We start from the raw sequence: 25,695 nt of genomic DNA on the forward strand, positions 1-25,695 counted from the left end.
AAGGGTTGCGGCGCTGGCGCGAAGGGCGGACAACCCATGCTCCTTCGAGAGCGTGAGCCGCCGATGACCGACACGGACGTGACCCTTCACATCGCCGGGGCGTGGACGCCCGGTTCCGACGCGCGGACCATTCCCGTCCTCAACCCAGCCACCGGCGACGCCATCGGCACCGTGGCGGTGGCGACGCGCAACGATCTCGACCGCGCCCTGGAGGCCGCCCGTCGCGGATTCGCTGAATGGCGAAGGGTCGCTGCCTTCGATCGCGCCAAGGTGATGCGGCGGGCCGCCGATCTGCTCCGTTCGCGCGTCGACGACATCGCCCGGACGATGACCCTGGAACAGGGCAAGCCGCTGGCGGAGGCGCGGGTGGAGACGCTTGCCGCCGCCGACGTCATCGACTGGTTCGCCGAGGAAGGGAAACGCGCCTACGGCCGCATCATCCCCGCCCGCGTGCCGGGCGTGACCCAGATGGTTCTGCGCGAGCCGGTGGGCCCCGTGGCGGCTTTCACACCCTGGAACTTCCCGATCAACCAGGCCGTTCGCAAGCTGTCGGCGGCGCTCTGCACCGGCTGCTCGGTGATCCTGAAAGGGCCGGAGGATACACCGGCCAGCTGCGCCGAGCTCGTCCGCGCCTTCCTCGATGCCGGGGTTCCGGGTGACGTGCTGTCCCTGGTCTTCGGCGATCCGGCCGAGATCTCGTCCTACCTCATCCCGCATCCGGTCATCGCCAAGATCTCGTTCACCGGCTCCACTCCGGTGGGCAAGGAGCTCGCGGCTTTGGCCGGGCGCCACATGAAGCGCATCACCATGGAGCTCGGTGGCCACGCCCCCGCCCTGGTCTTCGCCGATGCGGATGTGGAGAAGGCCGTCTCGGTGCTCGGCGCCAACAAATTCCGCAATGCCGGGCAGGTCTGCGTCGCGCCGACGCGCTTCCTCATCCACGATTCCGTCTACGACCGCTTCGTCGAGGGATTCGTGGCGCATGCAGAGGGCATCAGGGTCGGCGACGGGCTCGATCCCGAGACCCAGATGGGGCCGCTGATCCATGCCCGCCGGCGCGAGGCGATGGAATCCCTCGTGGCCGACGCCGTGGCGCAGGGCGCGGAACTCCGCACCGGCGGCAAGCGCATCGGCAACCGCGGCCATTTCTTCGAACCGACTGTGCTCGCCGAGACCCCGCTCACCGCGCGGATCATGAACGAGGAGCCGTTCGGCCCCGTGGCCCTGGTCCAGCGCTTTTCCGACGACGACGCGGCCTTCGCCGAGGCCAACCGGCTACCCTATGGTCTGGCCGCCTACGCCTACACCCGCTCCGCCTCCCGCGCGACCGAGATCGCCGCTCGGGTCGAGAGCGGCATGCTCGGCATCAACCATCACGGTCTCGCCTTCCCCGAAACCCCCTTCGGCGGCATCAAGGATTCCGGCTACGGCAGCGAGGGCGGCTCGGAGGCGATCGAGGCCTATCTGACGACGAAGTTCGTGAGCCAGGCAAGCGCCTGAACACCCGCATTCGGTAGGCTCGACAAGCAAAACGCTCCATGGGGCAGACCCCATGGAGCGATGATGTACGCCGTTGCTCCGGCCCCGCTCACGGTAACCGCCTTAGCGGGTCGCGGGGTCGACGATTTCGGCGACGATGCGCCGGGTGGCGGGAGCACGCGGGGTCAGGGCCGGCGTGGTGGTCAGTTCGGAGGCCGGGCGCACGGCAGCCGTGACGCGGGCCTGCTCCCGATAGAGCGTGGGGGTGACGGTGATGCGCTCGTCGGCGGTCGCGGTACCGACCAGGGTGGCGGAGGCGAGAGCGGCGAGGACAAGGCTACGAACGGTCATGACGAGGATCCCTCAGCTGTTCCGGGGCCAATGCCCCGTTGCATGAGAGGGATATATTTTGCGTCGCACCATTCATCAAACAGATGGTATCGATAACCGATATCGACGTCGTCAATTCCGATGAACCGCATGCGCTTCGTGAGACGAAGCCGGTCACCCCATCCTCGCCTCGTGCCGAGGCGAGGCTTCGGACGGCCTGAGCACACTGGCTCTGTCGATGGTTCTCAGTAACGCACCGTCGCCCGCAGGCCGAACACGGCCGCGTTCTTGATCCGGGCGCCATTGGGATCGCGCGGATTGGGCACACCGCCGCTGGGACGGAACACGTACTGAACGTCCGGCTGCACGGTCACGCCCGGTCCCAGCACGGCCTGATAGGTCGCCTCGAGGACCGCCTCGCTGCTGCGCCGGGGCATGTTCGTCCCGGCCAGTAGGATCGTGTCGGTGTCCAAACCGCGCGCCGCGTCCGAGATCCGCGCGATGGCGACGGCGACCCCGATCGTGTCATCGGAGCGGCCCTTGAAGAGGCCCTTATAGGCGATGCCGGCATCGGCGTAGAAATCCACGATGTTGCGGTCGGAGGGCGCCCCGGACACGCGCAGGAACACGCTGGCGCCGTCGTTGGGATCGTCGGGTTCGCGGTAGATGGTCTGGTCGATGATGCCGTAGAGGCCGCTGTCGCCCCGGAAGCGTCGGGCGATGCCGGTGGTGGACGGATCTGCCAGCGAGCGCCCGGCCGTGTCGAAGCGCTGGCTGTCGAACCGGCCGAAATGGTGCCACCCCCCCAGGGTCACCGTGCCGGGATCGCCGACATCGCCCTGCGCGATGTTGTAGGCGTAGGCGGCTTCCGCGATGACCAGAGCGGGATCGTTGGTGCGGAAGTTCGTGCCGGTGCGGTTGCGGCGCTGCGGATCGAGATCGCTGGGAAAAGGCCCCGCCGGATCGCCGTCGAAGAGGCCGACCTGAAGGGAAAAGTTCTGATTGGGCACGTATTTCGCGCGGATCGCCGGCACCGCCAGGGGATAGATCGGCCCGCCGCTCGGCAGCACCTCGGCCATGATGTTGGGCCAGCCGAAGGTGGAGTTGATGAACAACGTGCCGGTCTGGCTCACGGCGAATTCGGTATCGGCCGCGATCTGACCGACCTTCAGGCTGAACTGGCCGTCGAACAGTTTCTGCTCCAGCCAGAGCTCGTAGAGCCGCGAGGAGGGCAATGCCTCGATGGCGCTCACGGTGATGAAATTGTTGACGTAGTAGCGCGACAGGCCGGTGCCGTGGATGAGGTAGAGGTTGGTGTGGAAAGCCGCCCCGTACCAGCCCGCCAGCGTTTCGAGGTCGGCATCAAACTGGACGTCGAGCCGTCCCTCAACGATGCCACCGCGCCGCGCGCCGCCCGTCGCATTGCCGAAGCTCTCGCCGATATAAGTGAGGCTGTATTCGATGCCCTTGGTCTTCAGGAACGAGCGCAGGCCGTAGGGATCGCCATAGGGGCCGAGCTGGTCCTGGATCGAGGTGTTGAGGTTGGCCGAAGGCTTGGCCGAGGTCACCGACTGCGCCACCGATGTCTGCGGATCGCCGCCGGCGCCGCGCGGCGAGCCGATGTCGAGCCCCTCCAGGGCCAGGCGCGCCTGCCGCGCCGCGATCTCGGCGGCGGTCTGGGCGTGGGCGCCCGACACAGCAAGGCCCGATAACAGGGCTGCGGACGCCGCGAGAGGAAACGAGCGGAGCATCATCCCTCGGAAAAAAGCATGTCCCGGGGCGACCGTCCCCGCTCGTGCTCTATCACGACGAGCATGACAGGGCTGCAACCGAGCCGAGGCAGCTGGGCGACCAGCGGCTTTCCCCGTCCGGTGTGTCACGCTGCCCACATCCGCATCGGGACAGCGCTGGAAACAGCGCTTTACCGGCCGGTCCAGTTCGGCGGGCGCTTGGCCAGGAAGGCCTCCATGCCCTCGCGGAAATCGGCGCTGGTGTAGCACATCAGGATGAGGTCATCGCCGGGGCGCTCGCCCTCCGCCTCTGCCTCGGCGTCTAGCCGGCGCAGGCCTTCCTTGGTGGCCCGCAGGGTCAGCGGTGCATGGCCGGCGAGCTGCGTCGCGAGTTCCGTCGCCCTGGCGGCGAGGGCGGCGGCATCCTCCACCACCTCGCCGACGAGGCCGGCCGCGAGCGCCTCCTCCGCGCCGAACAGGCGGGCCGTGAAGATCATGTCCTTCACCCGGGCGGGACCGATGAGGCCGGACAGGCGCCGCAGGTTGGACATCGACAGGCAATTGCCCAGAGTCCGCGCGATGGGAAAGCCGAACCGGGCGTCACGCGTGGCGATGCGCAGGTCGCAGGAGGCGGCGATGGCGGTCCCGCCGCCAGTACAGGCGCCGGCGACGGCGGCGATGACGGGCACGCGCAGACGCTCGAGCGCGCCCAGGACCCTGTCCATGAAGCGCTCGTAGCCGAGGGCATCCTCGGGACGGGAGAAATCACGGAACTGACTGATGTCGGTGCCGGCGGCGAAGGCTTTCTCGCCGGCGCCGGTGATGACGAGGACCTTGATCCGCTCGTCCGCCTCGATCCTGTCGCAGAGGTCGATGAGGCCCTGATACATCGCGAAGGTCAGCGCGTTGCGCGCCTGCGGCCGGTTGAGAACGATGCGGGCGATGCCCGCCTCGTCGGTGGCGAACAGGATCTCGTCGGTGGCGCTCATGCGGGATTCCCATGCCGGACCGGCCGAGAATCGGCCCGTCCGATACGGGTCTTGCCCATCCCGGCCGCTTTGGGCAACCGCATCCGGCCGAGCAGTACCCCCGTTTGGTCAGAAGAGGGCGGGGACGAACATCTCCTGCGGCACCGGCTGGCGGGCATAATCCTCGTGGCGCATGCGCTCGGGCAGATGCACCGGCGGGTGCTCCACGTCGCCATAAGGGATTTGCGTGAGGAGATGGCTGATGCAATTGAGGCGGGCCTTCTTCTTGTCCACGGCCTCGACCACCCACCAGGGCGCTTCGGGAATATGCGTGCGGGCGAGCATCACTTCCTTCGCCTTGGTGTAATCCTCCCAGCGGCGACGGGATTCGACGTCCATCGGCGAGAGCTTCCATTGTTTCAGGGGATCGTGGATGCGCATGTTGAAGCGCAGCTCCTGCTCTTCGTCGGTAATCGAGAACCAGTATTTCAGCACGATGATGCCGGACCGCACCAGCATGCGCTCGAATTCCGGCGCGGACTGGAAGAATTCCTCGTACTGGTCCGGGGTGCAGAAGCCCATCACGCGCTCGACGCCGGCCCGATTGTACCAGGAGCGGTCGAACAGCACGATCTCGCCGCCCGCCGGCAGATGCGCCACGTAGCGCTGGAAGTACCATTGCGTGCGCTCGCGCTCGTTCGGAGCCGGGAGCGCAGCCACGCGGCAGACGCGGGGATTAAGACGCTGAGTGATGCGCTTGATCGCGCCGCCCTTGCCGGCCGAATCCCGTCCCTCGAAGATCACGACCACGCGTAGTTTCTGGGCCTGGACCCAATCCTGGAGACGAACCAGCTCGTGTTGCAGCCGGAACAGCTCCCGGAAATAGATCTTCCGGTCCATGGTGGGCAGACGAGGTTTGGCATCGATTTCGCTAACGAGCTGCTCGAGGCGCTCGTCTTCGAGCTCCATCTCGAGCTCTTCATCGAAATCGTCCGCCATCTCTCGACGAATAGCCTCGATATCGAAAGGGCGAGTCCCGGCGCGCGTGCCATCCATAGTATTGCCTTCCTGATGAATGGGAATCATCCGGGCGCTTGGATCACAACTGTATGACAGTGAGGAGACCCTGCCGGCAGCAGCAAACAAATTTCTTTATTAGAATCGTTTAATTCAGCATCGAAGGCCGGGGGATTAAGAATCGCTGGACTCCTGCTCAGCTTCTGGTATGCGGCGTTTATTGAATCGATACGAGTTTCGCCGACACCTGAGCGGCAAGACAATGATTTGAACGGTCTTAGAAGACGCACTTCATTGTCGATGCGTAACAAATACATGCCCAGAGGAGCAAAAGGCTCTTTCATCAGCTACATAATAGGAGATAAAATACCATGGAACGTTACATAGTCCGTTTCGTCAAGCCGGTATCCCTCGCTGTCATCACCTTCTTCTCAGTTTATTTTCTGACCGGAAGTTCCTTCATCGGATTGATCGTGAGCAGCATCCCGTTGTTGCTTGGCTGGCTCGGCATCATGGAAATGTTCGCCTACGGCATGGCGGCGACGGTGTTCATCGTTGCCGTCGTCTGGGCCGTCGTTCCGGCCGATATGAAGGTCTTCGTCGGACATCAGGCCACCGCTTTCACACAAGAGCTCCGCAAGGAAGCGGACAAGGGTCTGAACCGCAAGGAAGCCGACGGCAGCGTCAAGGAAGCCGACAAGGGCGTCGTGACCCGCTGAGGATAGCCAATCGTCGTCGCCCCCGCCTGCGGATCGCTTGACCCGCAGGTCGAGCATCGATCGGCGGAGGTGCCCCTCCGTCATCACAGTGTCGCCCAGCGTTGCGATCCAGCGCGATAGTGAGCCGGCATTTTGCCGGCCATGATCGCCGCGACCGCACCATGCAGCACCTTCTCATTGAGGAATCCCCCCTCCCGGGGCTGATCTTCGCCCTCACCTTCGACGCGGAGGGACGGGGACGCCAGGTTGGACCAGGGGACGGGATTCCCTCGCTGGACGACCCGGATCACGGCTTCGTCTGGCTCCATGTCGACCTCGTCGATGCGCGGACCGAGGCGCTCATCCTCGAAGGGCGCCTCGGCCCGGCCCGGCTCGCCGCCGCGACCTTCGCCCGCGACGAGCATCAGCGCGTCGTCGTGGACGGGCCCCATGCCGGTTTCGTCATCGCCGACCGGGAACGCGCCTTCGACGGTTCGTCGAGCGAGGAGCCGAACGGCCGTCTCCATTGCATCCTCGGCCCGCGCTTCCTCGTCAGCGGCCGTCGCCACGCCACGGCCTGCGCGGTGGCCGCCCGCGACGCGGTCTTGTCCGGCACCCTCGTCCCCGGCCCGGCCAAGCTGCTGGAGCGCTTCGTCGGCAGCACCGTCGAAGCGCTGATCGCCACGGCCGAGCGCCTGTCCTCCTCCCTCGACGCCATCGAGGACGACATGCTCGACGAGGCCAAGGCGGACGACCCGAGGCCCCTGGGACCGATCCGCCGCCAATCCGTGCGCTCCCACCGGCAGCTTGCCGGGTTGCGGGCGGTGTTCCACCGGCTCGAGGACGAAGCCGGCACGGAGGGAGATCAATTGCCCGAAGCGGTGGGCGCCATGGCCGCGCGGGTGGTCCAACGTCTCGATTCCCTCCACCGCGACATGCATGTCCTGTCCGAACGCAGCCGCTTGCTGCAGGACGAGATCGCCGCCCGCACCACCGCGCTCACCAACCGGCAGCTCTTCACCCTGTCGATCCTCACGGCCCTGTTCCTGCCGCCCACCCTGGTGACGGGCGTGTTCGGCATGAACACCAAGGGCCTGTTCTTTTCGGAATCCGACAATGGGTCGCTGCTCGCGCTGGGAATCGGCGCGCTCGCGGCGCTCGCCGTCTACCTCGTCATCCGCCGGCTCAGTCTCGCCGCCCGGCCCGGTTGATCCGGAACGCGAACGCGCCCACACCCCCCTCGATTCATCCGACCACCGGAGCCTTCCCCCGCATGGACTTCTTTCGCCGCTTCACCGTGCTCATGTGCGCGCCGAACTTCGACCCGGACGATCTCGAGGGCGTGCGCGTCCAGCAGATCATAGGCTCGGTGGAAAAGCTCGGCTTCGAGGTCGTCCGCGCCCGCCGCGTGGAGGACGCGGCCATCGCGGTCCAGACCGATGCCGCCATCGGCTGCATGGTGGTGGATTGGGGCAAGCGCGGCCTCGACGGCAAGGCCGCCGCCCTCATCAACCTGATGCGGAAGCGCGGGCTCGAAATGCCCATCGTCATCATGGTCCGGCGCAAGCGCCTGGAAGACATCCCCGTCGAAGTGCTCGACTTCATCGACGGCTACATCTTCCTCGCGGAAGAGACCCCGGACTACATCGCCCGCGGCCTCGTGAGCCGGGTCAAGCAATATGCCGAGACCCTGAAGACGCCCTTCTTCGGCGCGCTGGTGGACTATGCCGAGCAGGGCAACCAGCTCTGGACCTGCCCCGGCCATAACGGCGGCATCTTCTACAACCGCTCCCCCATCGGGCGCATCTTCGTGGAGCATCTCGGCGAGGCCGTGTTCCGCGACGACCTCGACAATTCCGTGCTCGATCTCGGCGACCTTTTGGTCCACGAAGGCCCGGCCTTGAAGGCGCAGAAGGAAGCCGCCGTCATCTTCGGGGCGGAAAAGACCTATTTCGTCCTCAACGGCACCTCGGCCTCCAACAAGATCGTGCTCTCGGCCCTGGTGGCGGAGGGCGACCTCGTCCTGTTCGACCGCAACAACCACAAGGCGGCCCATCACGGCGCCCTGTTCCTCGGCGGCGCGGTTCCGGTCTTCCTGGAGACCGACCGCAACTGCTTCGGCCTGATCGGCCCGATGTATCACGAGGCCCTCGACGAGGCGGCCATCCGTGAGAAGATCCGCACCAACCCCCTCATCACCGACAAGGAGGCCTGGAAGCGCGAACGCCCGTTCCGCGTGGCGGTGGTGGAGCAATGCACCTATGACGGCACGATCTACAACGCGCAGATGATCCTCGAGAAGATCGGGCATCTCTGCGACTACATCCTGTTCGACGAGGCCTGGGCGGGCTTCATGAAGTTCCACCCCCTCTTCGCCGGCCGCTTCGCCATGGGACTGAAGGGCCTCGACGAGACCTCGCCGGGCATCATCGCCACGCAATCGACCCACAAGCAGTTGGCGAGCTTCTCCCAGGCCTCGCAGATCCACACCAAGGACAGCCATATCCGCGGCCAGACCCGGCGCATCGAGCACCGGCGCTTCAACGAGACCTTCCTCGTCCACGCCTCGACCTCGCCGTTCTACCCGCTCTTCGCGTCGCTGGATGTCGGCGCGCAGATGATGAAGGGCCGCTCGGGCGTCGTCCTGTGGGACGACACGATCCGGCTCGGCATCGAATGGCGCAAGAAGGTCCGCGCCATCCGCCGCGAATTCGAGGAGAAGGAGGGCGATCCCCTGCGCCGCTGGTTCTTCGACCCCTTCGTGCCGGACACGGTGAAGGGCCCGGAGGGTAAGGTGCCGTGGGAGAGCGTCTCGACGGACGAGCTCGCCAGCGACGCGAAATACTGGGAGCTGACCCCCGGTGCCGCCTGGCACGGCTTCACCCATGTGGCGCCGAACTACGCCATGACCGACCCGAACAAGCTCACCGTGCTCACCCCCGGCTTCGACCGCCGCACGGGGCAATATGCCGATCACGGCGTACCGGCCCCGATCGTCGCCCAGTATCTGCGTGAAAACAGGATCGTGCCGGAGAAGAACGACCTCAACTCGCTCCTCTTCCTACTGACCCCGGGCGTCGAATCCTCCAAGGCCGGCACGCTCATCTCCGGCCTCGTGGCCTTCAAGCGCCTGCATGACGAGAACGTGCCGCTCGAGGATGCCATGCCGGAATTCGTCCGGCGCCGGCCCAACCGCTACAAGGGCGTGCGCCTGCGCGACCTCTGCGCGGATTTCCACGCCTTCCACCGCGAGCACGGCACCAGCACGCTCCAGCGCAAGCAGTTCGAGCCGGGGCACCTGCCCGAGATGGTGATGACCCCGAAGGAGGCGGTACAGCAACTCACCCGCAACAACGTCGATTACGTGCCGATCGCGGAAGCCGAGGGCCGTGTGGCGACGACCTTGCTTCTGGTCTACCCGCCGGGCATCGGCACGGTGCTGCCGGGCGAGCGACTGGACGAGCGGGCGAAACCCATGCTGGATTACTTCAAGATGTTCGAACGCTCGGCGAACCTGTTCCCGGGCTTCGAAGCCGAGATCCAGGGCGTGTTCCGCAACGTCGACCCCGACGGGACGATCCGGTTCTACACCTACGTCATGCGCGAGAACCGCCCGTGAGTCCGGACGGGCCGCCCACCGCCTCCGATCCCGAAGTGATCATCCGGCCGTCCTCGGATTCGGACGTGCCGGCCATGGTGGCGATCTACGCCCACCATATCCGGCGGGGCGTGGGGGATGTCGGCGATTTCGAGGAGGATCCGCTCCATCCCGACGACCTCAAGCGCCGCCGAAAGGCCATGCGCAAGAGGCGCCTGCCGCATCTCGTGGCCGATCGCGACGGGGTGGTGGCGGGCTATGCCTATGCCGTCCCGTTTCGCAAGCGCCCGGCCTATCGCTACACGCTCAAGCACTCGATCTACGTCCATCACGAGCACCTGAACGCCGGCATCGGCCGGCGCCTGCTCCCCGCGCTGATCGAGGCCTGCGCCGCCGGCGGCTACCGCCAGATGATCGGCTATATCGACGCGCAGAACGAGGCGTCCCTGCGGCTCCACGAAGCCTGCGGCTTCGTCCGCGTCGGTCTGCTTCCGGCGGTGGGCTACAAGTACGGCCGCTGGAGCGACAGCGTCATGGTCCAGCGGGCGCTCGGCACCGGCTCCACCGACCAGCCCGGCACCTGGACGCGCTCGGTGGAGGCGCTGGTGGCCGGGCACGAATGGGTGGGGAAGTAATCCCGCTCCGGTCTCAGGCCTCCTCCAGCCCGGCATCGACCCGCGCGGCCACGTCCTGTGAGACGTCCAGGGCCTCGGCCAATCGCTTCAGGAACTCCCGCTCCTGCAGTGTATCGGCATCGATGGCCAGACGCGCAGCCGCATAGAGGCGCGCGCCCTGCTCCGGCGACTCGACGCGCTCGGCGAGTTCGTCGATCTCGGCCGGGTCGGTAAGTTCCTTTTCGAGCCAGGCGCGCCCATCCCGGTCGATACCGGCCGCCTCCACCGCTGCGTCGAGGCGCCGGCGCTCCTGCTGGTCGACGATGCCGTCGGCCAGGGTCGCGGCCACCATGGCGCGCAGCATGATGCGCGCCTCGTCCTCGTCGACCTGGCTCAGATCGGGGGTCTCGGACGCCGCAGAGGGACGGAGTGCCCGCAGGGCCAGACCCGCGACGAGGGCGAGGCCGCCGAGGGCGGCCGTGGCGGCGATTCCCCCCTTGCGTGAGCGCACGAGCGCATCGACGATCTGTCTTGCATCGGCCATGGTAGTCGTCCTGAAGGCGGGTTGAGGGATCGGATTGGAAACGGACGAGCCCCGTCGCGGGTTCACGATGGGCGGTGCGGTGGAATGAACATGCCCCGTTCGTCCCCGGCAGAGCGCCCTCCCCCGGCAAGGGGAACCTGCACGGCGCGAAGGCAGCCAACGAGAGAGACCACATGACGATCACGCCCATCGAGCCGCGCCTGTCGGTCTCCGGCCAGCCGAACGAGACGGAGATCGCGGACCTGTCCACCAAGGGCTTTGCCCTGCTCATCAACAACCGTCCCGAAGGCGAGGAGCCGGACCAGTTGGGCAGCGAGGCCGAAGCGGCGGCGGCCGAGGCGGCGGGTCTCGCCTATCTGCACCTTCCCGTTACCGGCCCTGGCATCACCCATGAGGACATCGCGCGTTTCCGCGAGGCCGTGGAGGGCGCACCCGGCCCGGTCCTCGCCCATTGCCGCAGCGGCACGCGCTCGCTCACCCTGTGGGCCTTGTCCGACGTGCTGGCGGGGCGGCTGCGCCGCGACGACCTCATGGCCTATGGCCGGGAGCGGGGCTTCGACCTCAGCGGCGCCGTGCAATGGCTCGACACGCACGCCGCCGCGCCCGCCGGGGCGTGAGGTCGCCGGCCCTAAGCAGGTTCGCATTGGCAAGCCAACGCTTCACCTCGCTTAGGTCTTTGACGTGTCGCAGGTTTTGGAACGCAAAACCGGTGACCACTTTTGCTAAACCTGCTTAGTCAAAACCGGCCCGGTCGAGGTGAGCGGTGGGAGATCTCGGGTCCGCCCGCTTCACGGTCCGAGGCCTCCACCGTCTGACGGTCGACTTCGTCCCGGACGCGGCGGCCCGCCATCAGGATCTCGATGAGGAAGGCGACGATGGCCGCAACCGTGCAGACCAGGGCGATTCCGAAGCAGCCGAACAGGACGGAGGCCGTGGCCGCATCGCGCAAGGCCCCCACGAACAGCGTCAGCACCGCGATGCCGGTCATGATGCTGCCGAGGGAGGCGAGGACCACCGCAACGTCGAGCACGAAGGAACGCCGACGCAGATAGGCCAACTGGTACGACAGGCGGGCGGCCTCGTCCGCATCCGCCTTCTGCAGCCGGTCGGCGGCGTCATCGACCCGGTCGGCCACCCGCCCCAGGCGCGTGGAGAAGACGTTGAGCAGCGTCGCCAGCGCCGTCAGCAGGAAGGCGGGCGCGAGCGCGATCTGAATGACATGGGCGATGTCGTCGGGAGCGAGGGAGGGACCGGAGGCGACCATGACAGGGCGTTACGCCATGCTGCCCGGCACCGGAAGATGCGCCGTTTTGGGCGTGGCCATGGGTTCGAGATGCCGGGGGCAGTGGCATGGCCTCCGGTTTCAAGGCCATTCCTCATCGACCAAGCGAACGCCCGGCCCCAAATGCGAGGAAGCCCCGCAGCGGGGGGCTGCGGGGCTTCTCGAAGCGAGGAGGCTCAGGCGATCCCGCCCGAGCGCAGAGTGTCAGGGCGAAAGAGCTTATTGCGGGCAGCGATGACGCAGGCCGTCATTGCCGAGATAGGTGCCCGTCCGCTGATCGTAGGAGCGGAAGCGCTGGATGCAGTAGGCCACATCCTGGTCGGACCCGCCGACATCCTGCTGAACGTCCACGGCGCCGCCGTAATAGGCCGGCGCATAGCCGCCACCGTAATAACCGTTGTCGTAGCCGTTGCCGTAGTACCCGCTACCGTAGCCATAGCCGATCCCGGCGCCCGCCAGACCGAGGCCCAGGCCGAGGCCAAGCCCACCATAGCCCCGCCCATATCCGCGATTGTAGCCATGGCCGTGATGATGGTGGTGGCCGCCCCGGCCGAAGCCACCGCCCCCACCGAAGCCACCGCCGCCGACATTCGGCCCGTGCGCGATACCGCCGTGCCCGCGTCCGCCGCCGCCGATACCATGACCGCCGAAGGCACCGCCGCCGCCACCGCCGCGTGCGAAGCCGCCGCCGCCGAAGCCACCGCCACCGCCACCGCCGCCACGACTCATGCCGCCACCGTGACCGCCGCCGCCATGTCCGCCGCCATGTCCGCCGCCACGCGCATCGGCCGTATCCGGAAAGAATGTGACGGCGCCGAGCAATGCGGCGGATGCGAGAATAAGCTTGTTCATGGAACACCAACCTGATCGTCTGGAAGAGATTATGATCGACAACGCGTCGCCGATCGGGATGGCTCCATTATTCGAGACCGTTTTACCGTCCGACAAAAGTCACGCCAAAATAGATCAGTCCTAACGAACTAAATACGAGACTTCGATCAACGGCGGAATGACCGCATGAATCGGAAGAGCCGCGATCCGGGCGGCACGAGGCTCGCTCGAGACAGGCGACAATTCACTCCGGCGGGGATGTTTCTCAGGGCGATTGACAAAGGCGCGGCGAACGCAGACTTTCGAATCGTTCCGAGGGGGGCCCCGTTCAGGGGGCTGAGATAGGGCCGCAGCCCTGACCCTTGAACCTGATCCGGCTCATACCGGCGGAGGGACGGGAACTACGCTTGGGTTGTCTGCTCCGAACGAGCGGGTGCCCGTCGTCCTAACGTACCGTTGCGAACCGGATCGCCTCCCACGCCAGGAGCGAATCCGATATGAACGCACCCGTCCTCCCCAAAGACCTTTCCGGACAAGAACCCGCCAAGGGCCAGCCGCAAGCCGTGACCACCGGACCGATCATGGGTTCGCGCAAGGTCTATGCGAGCGTGGCCGGCCGTGACGACATCCGGGTGCCGTTCCGCGAGGTCACGTTGAGTGATCCGAAGGAAGCCCCGGTGCGGGTCTACGATCCGTCTGGCCCCTATACCGAGACCGATGCCCGGATCGACCTGAATGCCGGCCTGCCCCTGCTGCGCGACCCGTGGATCGCCAAGCGCGGCTACGCCACGATCACGCCGCGCGCGGTCAAGCCCGAGGACAACGGCTTCGTACCGGAGGACAAGCTCGTCGCCCCCTGTCCGGCCACACGCCAGATCCGCAAGGCCGGCCCCGGCCAGATGGTGACGCAGTACGAATTCGCCAAAGCCGGGATCATCACCGAGGAGATGATCTACGTCGCCCACCGCGAAAACCTCGCCCGCGAGACGATGCTGGAAGGCGCGCAGACCGCACTGGCCGACGGCAACAGCTTCGGCGCGTCGCTGCCCGCCTTCATCACGCCGGAATTCGTGCGTGACGAGGTGGCGCGCGGCCGCGCCATCATCCCGGCCAACATCAACCACCCCGAGGTGGAGCCGATGGCCATCGGCCGCAACTTCCTCGTCAAGATCAACGCCAATATCGGCAACTCGGCCGTCACTTCGTCGGCGGCGGAAGAAGTCGAGAAGCTGGTCTGGGCGACCCGCTGGGGCGCCGACACGGTGATGGACCTGTCCACCGGCCGCAACATCCACAACATCCGCTCGTGGATCGTGCGCAACTCACCGGTCCCCATCGGCACGGTACCGATCTATCAGGCGCTCGAGAAGGTCGGAGGCGATCCGCTGAAACTCGACTGGGAGGTCTTCAAAGACACGCTCATCGAGCAGGCCGAGCAGGGCATCGATTACTTCACCATCCATGCGGGCGTCCGCCTCGCCCATGTGCCGCTCACCGCGCGCCGGGTCACCGGCATCGTTTCGCGCGGCGGCTCGATCATGGCGCGCTGGTGCCTCGCCGGGCACCGCGAATCGTTCCTCTACGAGCGGTTCGATGAGATCTGCGACATCATGCGGGCCTACGACGTCTCGTTCTCGCTGGGCGACGGTCTGCGCCCCGGCTCCATCGCGGATGCCAACGACGCGGCGCAGTTCGCGGAACTCGAGACCCTCGGCGAACTGACCAAGATCGCCTGGGACAAGGGCTGCCAGACCATGATCGAGGGCCCCGGCCACGTGCCGATGCACAAGATCAAGGTGAACATGGAAAAGCAGCTTGAGGAATGTGGTGAGGCGCCGTTCTACACCCTCGGCCCGCTGACCACCGACATCGCCCCCGGTTACGACCACATCACATCGGGCATCGGCGCCGCCATGATCGGCTGGTTCGGCTGCGCCATGCTCTGCTACGTCACCCCGAAGGAGCATCTCGGCCTGCCCAACCGCGACGACGTCAAGGAAGGCGTGATCACCTACAAGATCGCGGCCCATGCCGCCGATCTCGCCAAAGGCCATCCGGCGGCGCAGCTGCGCGACGACGCCCTGTCGCGGGCCCGGTTCGACTTCCGCTGGGAAGACCAGTTCAACCTGTCCCTCGATCCCGATACGGCGCGGGCCTACCACGACGAGACCCTGCCGAAGGACGCCCACAAGGTCGCCCATTTCTGCTCGATGTGCGGGCCGAAATTCTGCTCGATGAAGATCACGCAGGATCTGCGCGCCGAGGTGCTCGCCATGGAGGCGGCCGGACAGGTGCTCGGCGAGGCCACTCCCATGAGCCAAGCCGAGCGCGAGGCGGGAATGGCGGCGAAATCCGCCGAATTCCAGGCCGAGGGCGGCAAGCTCTACGTGGAGGCGGCCGAATAGGCCGCCTCGCTCCGCCCTCTCGCGCCCCGGCGCGAGGGGGCATCACCCCATCGTCATGCGCCGGCGGCGTATCGGCTGACGGCGAGGTCCGGGGTGGCGATGTCCGGCGTGCGGCCGGAGATGAGGTCGGCCAGCACCCGCCCCGAGCCGCAGGCCATGGTCCAGCCCAGGGTGCCGTGGCCGGTGTTGGTGTAGAGGTTCGACAGGCGCGTTCCGCCGACGATGGGCGTGCCGTCCGGCGTCATCGGCCGTAGGCCGGTCCAGAACGTTGCCTGCGAGAGGTCTCCACCCGCCGGGAACAGGTCGCCGACGGAGCGGACCAGGGTCTCCCGGCGCGGTCCGCGCAGGACCGCGCTGAAACCGGCGAGCTCGGCGGTGCCGCCGACCCGGATGCGGTCGCCGAGCCGGGTGATCGCGACCTTGTAGGTCTCGTCCATCACCGTCGAGACCGGCGCCGCTTCCACATCGGTGACCGGCAGGGTGAGGGAATAGCCCTTCACCGGATAGATCGGGAGATCGATGCCGAAGGGCCGGAGCAGAGCCGGTGTGTAGCTGCCCATGGCCGCCACATAGGCGTCGGCGGTCAGGACATCGCCGCCTGCAGTCGCCACGCCGCCGATCCGGTCACCCTCGCTGCGCAGGCCGGTGATGGCCGTGCTGTAGCGGAAGACAACGCCGAGGCCTTCGCAGAGCGCGGCGAGGCGCTGGGTGAAGAGGTGGGCGTCGCCGGTCTCGTCCCCGGGCAGCCGCAGCCCGCCGACGAAGGTCCCGGCCACCCGCGCCAAGGCGGGCTCGGCCATGATGCAGCCGGCAGGGTCCAGCACCGCGTAGGGAACGCCATAGGCGTCGAGGACGCGCGTATCGTCCCCGACATGATCGAGCTGCTTCTGCGTCCGGAACAGCTGGAGCGTGCCCTGCACGCGGTGATCGTAGGCGATGCCGGTCTCGGCGCGCAGGTCGCGCAGCACGTCGCGGCTGTATTCGGCCAGACGCACCATCCGGCCCTTGTTGCGCTGGTAGGCCTCCTCCGTGCAATTCGCCAGCATGCGGGCGAGCCAGCCGTAGAAACGCGGCTCGAAGCTCGGCCAGACCACGAGGGGCCGGTGGCGCATCATCAGCCACTTCATCGCCTTGAGGGGAATGCCGGGCGCCGCCCAGGGCGCCGAATATCCCGGCGAGACCTGGCCGGCATTGGCGAAGCTCGTCTCGAGCCCCGCCGCCGGCTGACGCTCCAGCACGGTCACCCGGTGGCCGGCTTTGGCCAGATAATAGGCCGAGGTGACGCCGACGACACCGCCACCGAGAATGAGGACATGCATGGCCGGCGTTCCGTAGAGGGTCGGGGCAGGGTCCGGAATGAGCTTGGCGCTCGGAGCGGGTTCGCATTGGCGGGCCAACACGTCACCTGGGTCAGTCCTCATGGCGTGTCGCAGGTTTCAGGCCGCGGAAGCGGCGACCCTCGTTGCGAAACCCGGCCAGGGCCTGTTTGAGTTGTTTTTCCAAGGCTTAACCTCATCCTGAGGTGCCGCGTAGCGGCCTCGAAGGAGCCCTCCAGAGATCGCGCGATGACTGGAGGGCTCCCTCAAAGCCCTTTGCTCGCGCAAAGGGCACCTCAGGATGAGGTGGTCGGATTGGATGATCGACTTGGGTTTGAGCAGCCGCTGAGAAATCCGATCAACCGGTTGTCAGAGTTCGCCGGTGAGGAACTGCGCCCGGCCGTGGCCGAAAGACCAATCCTCGTCGGTGTTCTCCACCGTGGAAACCATGACGTCGGCCGGGGCGATGCCGCAGGCGGCTTCGAGCTTCTCGGTCAGCAGCTTGTAGAACAGCTGCTTCTTCTCCTTGCCGCGCGGCCGGGTGATCATCTGGACCACCACCACGTCCTTGGTGCGCGGGATGTCGAGCCCGGTATCCTCGACGATCATTCGCGAGGGCTTGTGCTCGGTGACGATCTGGTAGCGGTCGCCCGGCGGGACGTTGAACGCCTCCAGCATCGCCTCGTGCGCGGCGTCGAGGAGCGTCTTCAGCTCGGAATCGGTGCGGCCTTCCAGGATATCGAAGCGCATCAGGGGCATGTCGGTTCAACCTTCAAGGGGGATGGGAAGGGTCGTGGGCCGTCCGCCGGTTAGGCTTCGGCGCGGATGAGGCCGCGCAGCATCTCGATCATGCCGGTGATCTCGGCGGCGGTCGAGATGAAGGGCGGACCCATGGCGATGGTGTCGCCGGTGAAGCGCAGGAGGATGCCCTCGCGCAGGCCGCGCTCGAAGATCCGCAGAGCGCGTGCGCCGGGCTGGCCCGGTGTCGGCTCGAGATCGACGGCCGCGGTGAGGCCGAAATTGCGGATGTCCTTGATGCCCGGCTCGTCGCGGAGGGTATGGACGGCCCCCTCCAGGATCGGCTCCAACTCGCGCACGCGGGCGAACAGGTCGCCCTCCTCCATCAGGTCGAGGGAGGCATGGGCGACGGCTGCGGCCAGGGGATGGCCCGAATAGGTGTAGCCGTGGAACAGCTCCACCGCCGCGGCCGGCCCGGTCATGAACGTGTCGTAGATCTCCTTGCGGACGATCACGCCGCCCATCGGCACGATGCCGTTGGTGATGCCCTTGGCGAAGGTGATCATGTCCGGGATCACGCCGAGACGGTCCGCGCCGAAGGGAGCGCCGAGCCGCCCGAAGCCGGTGATCACCTCGTCGAAGATCAGCAGGATGCCGTGCCGCGTGCAGATTTCGCGCAGGCGCTGGAGATAGCCGAGCGGAGGCACGATGACCCCGGCCGACCCCTGCAGCGGCTCGACGATGACGCAGGCGATCGTGCCGGCGTCATGCAGCGCCACCATCCGTTCGAGGTCGTTGGCGAGATGCGCGCCCCGGGCGGGCTGGCCCTTCGAGAAGGCCATCTCGGCGTAATCGTGGGTATGGCGCAGGTGGTCGACGCCCTGGATCATGGCGGTGGCGAACATCTTGCGGTTGGCCACCATGCCGCCCACCGACATGCCGCCGAAGCCGACGCCGTGATAGCCCTTCTCGCGGCCGATCATGCGGAAGCGGCCGGCCTCGCCGCGCAGGCGGTGATAGCCCAGGGCGATCTTGAGGGCGGTATCGACGGCCTCCGAGCCGGAATTGGTGAAGAACACCCGGTCGAGCCCGGCCGGCGCCATGTCGGCGATGCGCTCGGCCAGCCGCAGCGTCACCGGGTTGCTCATCTGGAAGGCGGTACAGTAATCGAGGGTCTCGGCCTGCCGGCGCAGGGCCTCGACGATCCGCGGCTGGGCATGGCCGAGGGGGCAGCACCAGAGGCCCGACAGGCTGTCGAACAGCTCGCGTCCCTCGGCGGTGCGGTAATAGGCGCCCTTGGCCGAGGTGATGATGCGCGGCGTCGGGTCGGCCTTCACGTGACGATTGGGCGTGAACGGCATCCAGTACGGCTCGACATTGAGCTGCCGGTCCGCCGCCTGGTCGATGATCGCATGGTCCATGTGTCTCTCCGCCGATCCGCGATGCAAGAACCCGACCCTCGCCGCGCTGCGTTATCGCCCGGCCCAGGCTCACCGACTATCGACAGTTGGCGGGTTGGCACGCGCAGCTGTATCTGTTCACCCGCCCATACAGTCGGATCGCCGAGTCCGGCCTCGCCCGTGGATGACGGCCCATGATCAGCCTCGACCCCGCCAGCACCGCCCCCCTCGTCGCTCAGCTGGTGGAGGCCGTCTCCGAGCGCATCCGCAGCGGAAGCGTGGCGCCGGGCGCCCGACTGCCCTCGGTGCGCAAGCTCGCCGTTCAGTGCGGCGTGAGCACGCTCACCGTCTCGAACGCCTATAATCGGCTGGTGGCGGACGGCCTGCTCGAAGCCCGGCGCGCCAGCGGATACTTCGTCTCGGCCCGGCTACTTGATCGCAAATCCGTCGTCCCTCGGCGGAAACCCGTGCAGATCTCGGTGGATTCCGGCTGGCTGCTCCAGCGGGTCTACGAGGAGGACGCCTTCACCGTCAAAGCCGGCTGCGGCTGGCTGCCCGACAGCCACCTGTTCGCCGACGGGATCAAGCAGGCCCTCGCCGCCCTGGCGCGGCGCCCCGACCGGCTGGTCTCGCGCTACGGGCATCCCCTCGGCCACGCCCCCTTGCGCCGGGCGATCCAGCTGCTCCTCGCCCAGCGCAACATCGAGTGCGAGCCGGACCAGATCCTGCTGACGCATGGGGCGAGCCAGGCCCTCGATTTGACCATGCGGACCTTCCTGCAGCCGGGCGACGTCGCCTTCGTGGACGATCCCGGCTATTGCAACCTCTACCCCTCGCTCCACGCCATGGGGGTGACCATCGTCGGCGTCGAGCGGACCCTCCAGGGGCCGTCGATCCCCGCGCTCCAGGCACTGGCGGAGCGGCACAAGCCGAAGCTGTTCTTCACCAATACGAGCTTCCACAACCCCACCGGCACGTCCTGCTCCCCGGCCACCGCCTACCAGATCCTCCGCATCGCCGAGAAACACGACTTCCAGATCGTCGAGGACGACATCTATGCGAGCTTCGTCGAGGAGACGGCGCCCAGCATCGCCAGCCTCGACCAGCTCGCGCGCGTCATCCACATCAGCAGCTTCTCGAAGACCATCTCGCCCGCCCTGCGGGTCGGCTATCTCGCCTGCAACCCCGAGAATGCGCAGCGGCTCCTGCGCATGAAGATGGCGGCGAGCCTGACGAGCTCGGAGATTTCCGAGAGCATCGTCCACTCGATCCTGACTGAAGGCCAGTACCGCCTCCACATCGCGCGGCTCCGCGAAAAGCTCGCCGCCGAGCAGAAGATTGTGGCCGACGCCCTGCTCTCGGTAGGCCTGTCGCTGTTCCACCGCCCCGCCAACGGGCTCTTCCTCTGGGCCGGCTTCGGCGGCGATCCGGACACGGCCGGCCTCGCGCAAAGGGCTGCCGCCAAAGGCATCATGCTCGCTCCCGGACACCTGTTCCGCGCCGATCAGGAGCCGACCCCGTGGCTGCGCTTCAACGTGGCGCATGCCAACGCGCCGGCCCTGTTCCGCTTCCTCGACACCGAGCGGCCCGCGCCCGCGTGACTTACGAGGCCGAACCGGCGAGAACTCCGCATTCCCGACGCATCCCAGCTTGAGCGGCGATGACAGACGAATTCACCCTCGACCCGCGCCTCGTCGCCGACACCGTGCCGGTGGGCGACCTCGCCTTGTGCAGCGTCCTGCTGATGGACGATGCCCGGTTTCCCTGGCTGATCCTGGTGCCGCGCCGGACGGGTGCCAGCGAACTCACCGACCTGTCGGCGGAGGATGCGCGCGACCTCATGGACGAGATCCGGATCGCCACCGGCGTGATGCTGACCCTCGCCAAGCCCGACAAGGTCAACGTCGCCGCCTTGGGCAACGTCGTTCCGCAGCTCCATGTCCACGTGATCGGGCGCTTCCTGTCCGATCCGGCCTGGCCCTCGCCGGTCTGGGGCGTCGGCACGGGCCAGCCCTATCCGCACCACGCCCGCGCCCAGATGATCGAGCGCATCGGCGCCCTGTTCGCGGCCGCCTGATGAGCGCGCGCCTCGACCAACTCGGCTATGCGGAGAGCCGGCTCGTCCGCCATTCGGCCGAGAGCAGCGACCTCGTGCCGAAGCCGGACGCGCCGGAGGCTCGGATCGTGCTCGTGGCGGGGGACCGCATCGTCCTTGCCGGCGATACGGCGCTCCTCCCCTCCGGGCAGGCGGCGAGCGCCTGCCACGCCGATCTCACGCTGTTCCTCGGCCGCCTCGACGGTGCCCCCGTCTTCGCCTGCGCGGTCTCGCCGGAGGCCGCCGACGGGTACGAGTCCGATCCCGGCTTCCGCACCACCGACCTGCGCAGCCTCGCCGCCGAGAACGCGGTGGCGCCGCACGAGCTCGGCCTTCTCGCCACGGCGAAATCGATCCTGGCCTGGCATGCCCGCCACGGCTTCTGCGCCAATTGCGGAACCGCCACCCGTTTCGCCGCCGGCGGTTTCCGCCGCGAATGCCCGACCTGCGAGACGCATCACTTCCCCCGCGTCGATCCCGTGGTGATCATGCTGATCCGGCGGGGAGAATCCTGCCTGCTCGGGCGCTCGCCGCGCTTCAAGGAGGGCATGTATTCCTGCCTCGCCGGCTTCCTTGAGCCCGGCGAGACCATCGAAGACGCGGTCCGCCGCGAGACCCTCGAAGAGGCGGGGCTGAGGATCGGCGCGGTGGCCTACCACGCCTCGCAGCCCTGGCCGTTCCCGTCGTCGCTGATGATCGGTTGCGCGGCCGACTCCCTGGACGATGCGATCACCATCGATCCGGCCGAGCTCGCGGATGCCCGCTGGTTCACCCGCGACGAAGTCTCCGCGATGATCGCCGGCACCCATGGCGAGGGTTTGACCGTGCCGCCGCCCATGGCGATCGCGCATCTGCTCATGCGCGCCTTCGTCGAGGAGCGGCTCTAACGGGCTGTGGAAACCGGTCGCCGGGCACATGACAGTGGCATTTTTGTACCGCCACGAGGGAGAGTCAGCCACGTCGTGTCTTGGTTAAGAATTTCGGACGGTCGTTCCGAAATTGTGTCTTCCCGGCACTATCCCAGGATCACGCCTTTGATTCACGTCGCTGCCTCAGTGGAGGCGGTGAGGGGACGATGGCGAAGATTGTGTTGGGTGTCGGCGCGATGATCGGGCTGATGACCGGAACCGTGGCTGCGGCGGACCTGCCCCGTCGTTCCGCACCGCCGCCCGTCTTCGTGCCTGTCCCGGCTTTCAGCTGGACCGGCTTCTATGCGGGCGTGCAGGCCGGATACGGCTTCACCGACCGGCAGACCGTCCGCACGGCGGCGACCTCGGTGAATGGCAGCGGCACCGATTTCTTCATCGAGCGCTCCGGCATCGCCTCGCTGTCCTCACGTCAGCAGGGCTTCGTGGCCGGCGGTCAGGCCGGGTACAATTACCAGCTCACCCCCGGCGCGGGCCTCGTCCTCGGCATCGAGGCCGATATCGCCTATACCGATCTCGATGAGACCAAGCGCAGGTCGCGCGGCATCTTCGGTTCAGGCAGCGATTCGGCCGTGGTCACCACCACGCGCCAGAGCCTCGATTTCCTCGGCACCGTGCGTGGCCGGCTCGGTTACGCGCTCGACCGCGTCCTGGTCTACGGCACCGGCGGTCTCGCCTACGGCAACGTGAACTACCAGAACGCGTCGAGCTTCCAGGTGGCGGGGGTTCCGACCCTCGACCTCTTCGCCGGCGGGATCGACCGTCTAGAGTCGGGCTTCGCCTATGGCGGGGGCATCGAATACGCCCTGCCCACCGAGAGTGTCCTCAACGTCTTCCGCTCCTCCGCGGTGACGCTGAAGGTGGAATACCTGCATTACGATCTCGGCAGGCGCAGCGTCCCGCTGACGAGCTCCAGCGGACTCGGTCAGTCTCTCGTGGAGGCGACCTCCCGCTTCCGGTCGGAGGGAAGCGTCGTCCGGGTCGGGCTGAACTACAAGTTCGGCTCGTAGGCCGAGTTCGGATCGCGGGCATCGAGGACATCCGGCGGGGGCCGATCGCGTCCCCCGCCCCGGTGCGATGCGTCAGAAGTCCACGGACGCCGACACGATGAAGGTCCGGGGTGCGCCGACGGCGAGGAACCCGCGGGCGGCGGAGGCCCAGTACGAATCGTCGAACAGGTTCTCGACGGTGGCCCGCAGCACCACGGGCTTGCCCGTGACGCCCTCGAAGGCGTAGCGCAGGCCGGCATCGAAGCGGGTCCAGTCGGGGACCGACTGGGTATTGGCCTGATTGTAGAACTGGCGGCTGGTATGGATGGCCCGCCCGGTCAGGGTCAGGCCGGGGGCGAGCCACGGCGGCAGGTCGTACTCGCCGTAGAGGTTGATCGCCATGTCGGGGACGCCGGGAGCGGTGTTCCCGTCGAACTGCCCTCCGGCGGTGTTGACCAGCTGCGCATCAATAAAGGTGATGCCGCCCAGCAGGCGCACGCCCGCGAAGGGCTCGCCGAAGACGGTGAGTTCGGCGCCCCTGTTGCGTTGCAGGCCGCTCACGGAGAAGCGTCTCGTGCCGGGATCGGTGAAGGCGCTCGGCTGCTCGATCTCGAACAGCGAGGCGGTGACCGAGACGGCGCCGAAATCGTATTTGGCGCCGACCTCCTTCTGCCGGCTCACGGTGGGGGCGAAGACCTCGTTGGCATTGACCGCAGTGACCGGCGCGCTCGGGCCTGCGTCGAGGGATTCGATGTAGTTGCCGTAGAACGACAGGTTCTCGAAGGGGCGGATCACCAGGGCGATGGCCGGGCTGAACCGGCCCTTGTCGTAGCTCGATGCCAGCTCACCTTGATTGGCCGCCGGACGGGTGTAGTAGCTGTTCAGCGCGATGTCCTGGAAACGCCCGCCGAGCGTCAGCATGAAGCGATCTTCGCCCAGCGACAGGGTGTCGGCCACGGCCACGCTGCGCGCGGTGAGCGCGTTGAAGAGCGGCTGCCGGCTGGAACGGGGATAGATGCCCGTGGCGACGGATCCGAACGGCAGATAGGTCGGATCGTAGATGTTGGTCTGGAAGCTCGGCAGGCTTGGCGGGAAGTAGCCGCGCGAGAAGTTCTTGTTCACGGCCTCGGTCGCCGAAATCGCGACGTGATGCCCGATGAAGCCGGTGTGGAAATGCGAGCGCAGCCCGATCTCGCCGGTCAGACCCTGCAATTCGAGGGGGGCGATGGCGAGCGTGTTGGTGGCCTGCCCCGAGGCTCCGGTGATCAGGTAATAGGAACTCAGCGAATCCTCGCGGTAACGGCTGATGCCGCCGGCGGCGTAGAGCGTCGTCTCCGGGAGGATGTCGTATTCCATCCGGCCGGCGGCCATGCCGTAGGTGCTGTCGATGTATTCCGACGAGCCCGCCGTGTTGCGCCGGTTGTTCGGGGCGCGGGGCACCGCGATGTTCGGTGCCGCCGCGTTGAATAGCGATGTCGGCGCCGTGATGTTCTGGTTGGAATGATTCAGGTCGAGGGAGGCGCGGAACCGGTCGCCGCGATAATCGAGGCCGAGGGCCGCGACGCCCACCTCGATGGCGTTCTTGTCGAGGGGCGTGCCCCCGTTGCGATAGGCGCCGTTGAAGCGGACGCCCCATTCCTTGAACGCGCCGAAGCGGCGCCCGAGATCCAGATGGGTCCCGACCTGGGCATCGCTGAAGTAGCTCGTCGTGATCCGGGTGAGCGGCTCGTCGAAGGCACGCTTCGGGATGAGGTTGATGGTGCCGCCGACGCGGCCGATGCCGCCGTTCAGGAAGGCGGTGGGGCCCTTCAGCACCTCGACGCGCTCGAGCCCTTCGGTGAAGCTCCGCCGCGCGTTGGCAATGTAGAACAGCCCGTCGAAGGCGGTGTCGAGGTTGGTGACCGAGAAGCCGCGGATGAAGAACGAATCGCGCTCGCTGAAAGGCGGCGCGTCGTTGCGCACCGAGGGATCGTTCAGCACCACATCGCCGACCGTGCGCGCCTGCTGGTCGGTGATCAGCTTTTCCGTATAGCTCGTCACGTTGAAGGGGGTCTTCAGGACGGAGCGGTTGCCGAGAAGGCCGAGCCGGCTTCCCGTCGCCACCTGGCCGCCGGCATAGGGGACGGGCGGCTGGCCCACCGTTCCGCTAGACGGGGGCAGCCCCGCGAGCGACGCCCGGTTCAGGCGCTGCGCCTCGACGCTCAACTCGGCGAGGGTCACCGCGCCGGCCGGCTCCGGGCCGAGTTGGACGTAGCTCGGATTGACGAGGGTAATGGTGGACGGGCCGACCGCCCGGTGGGTCAGGCCGGTGCCTTCGAGGATCTTGGCCAGGCCGTCGAGAGGCGGGAACGCGCCGTCGACGCCGTTGGTGCTCAGTCTCGCGGTGAGCTCGGTGGCATAGACCAGTTTGACCTTCGCCTGCTCGGTGAAGGCGACCAGGGCCGTTTCGAGAGGCCCTCTCGGAATGGACAGGGACACGTTGTCCCCGTCTCGCGGGGCCGAGGCTTCGGGAGCGAGGGCGATGATGCTCGCATTTCGGTCCTGGGCCGATGGCGGGCGCTTCGCCTCCTGGCTCTGCGCGGCGGCGGGGACCATCACCAGCATCGACACGCCCGCGAGGAACACCCTCGCGCGCCGCTCACCCGCAAACCCAAACTCTCGCGCCGCCATGCCACGCCCCATCCGTCGATTGAAGAGGACGGCGCGCTTCGCGCTCTCTCGTCCCTTACCGATTG

22 protein-coding genes and 1 riboswitch are annotated in these 25,695 nt (G+C 67.2%); of the genes, 11 read left to right on the top strand and 11 right to left on the bottom strand.

Annotated features, from left to right (window positions below; genetic code table 11):
- The first annotated feature begins 63 nt into the window (after positions 1–63).
- The gene (locus tag ASF26_RS21055) at positions 64–1,500 is read left to right on the top strand and encodes an NAD-dependent succinate-semialdehyde dehydrogenase (RefSeq protein ID WP_056258942.1); all 1,437 of its coding nucleotides are present in this window, start codon (positions 64–66) and stop codon (positions 1,498–1,500) included.
- Between the two features lie 102 nt (positions 1,501–1,602).
- Here the strand turns inward: ASF26_RS21055 and ASF26_RS21060 are convergent, their stop codons facing one another.
- The 4 genes from ASF26_RS21060 to ppk2 form a co-directional block, all read right to left on the bottom strand.
- Positions 1,603–1,830 (bottom strand): hypothetical protein, encoded by a 228-nt coding sequence (locus ASF26_RS21060; protein ID WP_056258944.1) that lies wholly within the window; start codon positions 1,828–1,830, stop codon positions 1,603–1,605.
- Positions 1,831–2,054: 224 nt separating this feature from the next.
- Positions 2,055–3,563: a carbohydrate porin gene (locus ASF26_RS21065; RefSeq protein ID WP_156463085.1), complete on the bottom strand. Its 1,509-nt coding sequence runs from the start codon at positions 3,561–3,563 to the stop codon at positions 2,055–2,057.
- A gap of 167 nt (positions 3,564–3,730) precedes the next feature.
- The gene (locus ASF26_RS21070; RefSeq protein WP_056258947.1) at positions 3,731–4,528 is read right to left on the bottom strand and encodes an enoyl-CoA hydratase/isomerase family protein; all 798 of its coding nucleotides are present in this window, start codon (positions 4,526–4,528) and stop codon (positions 3,731–3,733) included.
- 108 nt (positions 4,529–4,636) lie between these two features.
- Positions 4,637–5,563 carry a polyphosphate kinase 2 gene (ppk2, locus tag ASF26_RS21075; RefSeq protein ID WP_056258949.1) on the bottom strand — a complete coding sequence of 309 codons (927 nt, stop codon included), beginning with the start codon at positions 5,561–5,563 and terminating at the stop codon, positions 4,637–4,639.
- Between the two features lie 434 nt (positions 5,564–5,997).
- Here ppk2 and ASF26_RS21080 point away from each other — a divergent pair, with 434 nt between their 5' ends.
- The 4 genes from ASF26_RS21080 to ASF26_RS21095 all read left to right on the top strand — a co-directional run bounded on the left by ASF26_RS21080 (position 5,998) and on the right by ASF26_RS21095 (position 10,455).
- Entirely contained in the window at positions 5,998–6,243 is a 246-nt protein-coding gene (locus tag ASF26_RS21080) for a hypothetical protein (RefSeq protein ID WP_244476023.1), read from the top strand.
- Between the two features lie 161 nt (positions 6,244–6,404).
- A complete protein-coding gene (locus tag ASF26_RS21085; protein WP_056259276.1) occupies positions 6,405–7,433 on the top strand; it encodes a CorA family divalent cation transporter in 1,029 nt (342 codons plus the stop codon).
- 62 nt (positions 7,434–7,495) lie between these two features.
- Positions 7,496–9,841, top strand: a complete 2,346-nt coding sequence (locus tag ASF26_RS21090; RefSeq protein WP_056258953.1) for an Orn/Lys/Arg decarboxylase N-terminal domain-containing protein — start codon at positions 7,496–7,498, stop codon at positions 9,839–9,841.
- Positions 9,838–10,455, top strand: coding sequence for a GNAT family N-acetyltransferase (locus ASF26_RS21095; RefSeq protein ID WP_056258956.1), 618 nt, complete (start codon positions 9,838–9,840; stop codon positions 10,453–10,455). Before ASF26_RS21090 ends, ASF26_RS21095 begins: the two co-directional genes overlap by 4 nt.
- Positions 10,456–10,468: 13 nt before the next feature.
- Here the strand turns inward: ASF26_RS21095 and ASF26_RS21100 are convergent, their stop codons facing one another.
- The gene (locus tag ASF26_RS21100) at positions 10,469–10,978 is read right to left on the bottom strand and encodes a DUF533 domain-containing protein (RefSeq protein ID WP_056258959.1); all 510 of its coding nucleotides are present in this window, start codon (positions 10,976–10,978) and stop codon (positions 10,469–10,471) included.
- Positions 10,979–11,151: 173 nt separating this feature from the next.
- Between ASF26_RS21100 and ASF26_RS21105 the strand changes: the two genes are divergently transcribed.
- On the top strand, positions 11,152–11,595 hold the full coding sequence (locus ASF26_RS21105; protein ID WP_056258962.1) for a TIGR01244 family sulfur transferase: 444 nt from the start codon (positions 11,152–11,154) through the stop codon (positions 11,593–11,595).
- A gap of 119 nt (positions 11,596–11,714) precedes the next feature.
- On the opposite strand, the gene ASF26_RS21110 is transcribed toward ASF26_RS21105, so the two are convergent.
- Positions 11,715–12,242, bottom strand: coding sequence for a DUF2721 domain-containing protein (locus tag ASF26_RS21110; RefSeq protein WP_056258967.1), 528 nt, complete (start codon positions 12,240–12,242; stop codon positions 11,715–11,717).
- Positions 12,243–12,479: 237 nt separating this feature from the next.
- A complete protein-coding gene (locus ASF26_RS21115) occupies positions 12,480–13,112 on the bottom strand; it encodes a BA14K family protein (protein ID WP_056258970.1) in 633 nt (210 codons plus the stop codon).
- Between the two features lie 284 nt (positions 13,113–13,396).
- Positions 13,397–13,503: riboswitch (TPP riboswitch) on the top strand.
- Positions 13,504–13,588: 85 nt separating this feature from the next.
- Here ASF26_RS21115 and thiC point away from each other — a divergent pair.
- Positions 13,589–15,496 carry a phosphomethylpyrimidine synthase ThiC gene (gene thiC / locus ASF26_RS21120; protein ID WP_056258974.1) on the top strand — a complete coding sequence of 636 codons (1,908 nt, stop codon included), beginning with the start codon at positions 13,589–13,591 and terminating at the stop codon, positions 15,494–15,496.
- 53 nt (positions 15,497–15,549) lie between these two features.
- Here thiC and ASF26_RS21125 read toward each other — a convergent pair whose 3' ends face one another.
- The 3 genes from ASF26_RS21125 to ASF26_RS21135 all read right to left on the bottom strand — a co-directional run bounded on the left by ASF26_RS21125 (position 15,550) and on the right by ASF26_RS21135 (position 18,971).
- Positions 15,550–16,815, bottom strand: coding sequence for a D-amino acid dehydrogenase (locus ASF26_RS21125; RefSeq protein ID WP_056259277.1), 1,266 nt, complete (start codon positions 16,813–16,815; stop codon positions 15,550–15,552).
- Between the two features lie 366 nt (positions 16,816–17,181).
- Positions 17,182–17,571 carry a tautomerase family protein gene (locus tag ASF26_RS21130; protein WP_056141108.1) on the bottom strand — a complete coding sequence of 130 codons (390 nt, stop codon included), beginning with the start codon at positions 17,569–17,571 and terminating at the stop codon, positions 17,182–17,184.
- Positions 17,572–17,621: 50 nt separating this feature from the next.
- Positions 17,622–18,971, bottom strand: coding sequence for an aspartate aminotransferase family protein (locus tag ASF26_RS21135; protein WP_056258977.1), 1,350 nt, complete (start codon positions 18,969–18,971; stop codon positions 17,622–17,624).
- A 173-nt stretch (positions 18,972–19,144) separates the two neighbouring features.
- On the opposite strand from ASF26_RS21135, the gene ASF26_RS21140 reads away from it, so the two are divergent.
- The 4 genes from ASF26_RS21140 (at position 19,145) to ASF26_RS21155 (ending at position 22,981) form a co-directional block, all read left to right on the top strand.
- Positions 19,145–20,551, top strand: a complete 1,407-nt coding sequence (locus ASF26_RS21140) for a PLP-dependent aminotransferase family protein (protein WP_056258980.1) — start codon at positions 19,145–19,147, stop codon at positions 20,549–20,551.
- 59 nt (positions 20,552–20,610) lie between these two features.
- Positions 20,611–21,027, top strand: a complete 417-nt coding sequence (locus tag ASF26_RS21145; protein WP_056141116.1) for an HIT domain-containing protein — start codon at positions 20,611–20,613, stop codon at positions 21,025–21,027.
- A complete protein-coding gene (gene nudC / locus ASF26_RS21150; RefSeq protein WP_056258982.1) occupies positions 21,027–21,932 on the top strand; it encodes an NAD(+) diphosphatase in 906 nt (301 codons plus the stop codon). The genes ASF26_RS21145 and nudC overlap by 1 nt, the downstream gene beginning before the upstream one ends.
- A gap of 188 nt (positions 21,933–22,120) precedes the next feature.
- On the top strand, positions 22,121–22,981 hold the full coding sequence (locus tag ASF26_RS21155; protein WP_056258984.1) for a porin family protein: 861 nt from the start codon (positions 22,121–22,123) through the stop codon (positions 22,979–22,981).
- 72 nt (positions 22,982–23,053) lie between these two features.
- Here ASF26_RS21155 and ASF26_RS21160 read toward each other — a convergent pair whose 3' ends face one another.
- Positions 23,054–25,630, bottom strand: coding sequence for a TonB-dependent receptor (locus tag ASF26_RS21160; RefSeq protein ID WP_056258986.1), 2,577 nt, complete (start codon positions 25,628–25,630; stop codon positions 23,054–23,056).
- Positions 25,631–25,695 lie beyond the last annotated feature (65 nt).

The sequence above is a fragment of the Methylobacterium sp. Leaf93 genome (genome assembly GCF_001422345.1).
GTDB classification, from domain to species: domain Bacteria; phylum Pseudomonadota; class Alphaproteobacteria; order Rhizobiales; family Beijerinckiaceae; genus Methylobacterium; species Methylobacterium bullatum.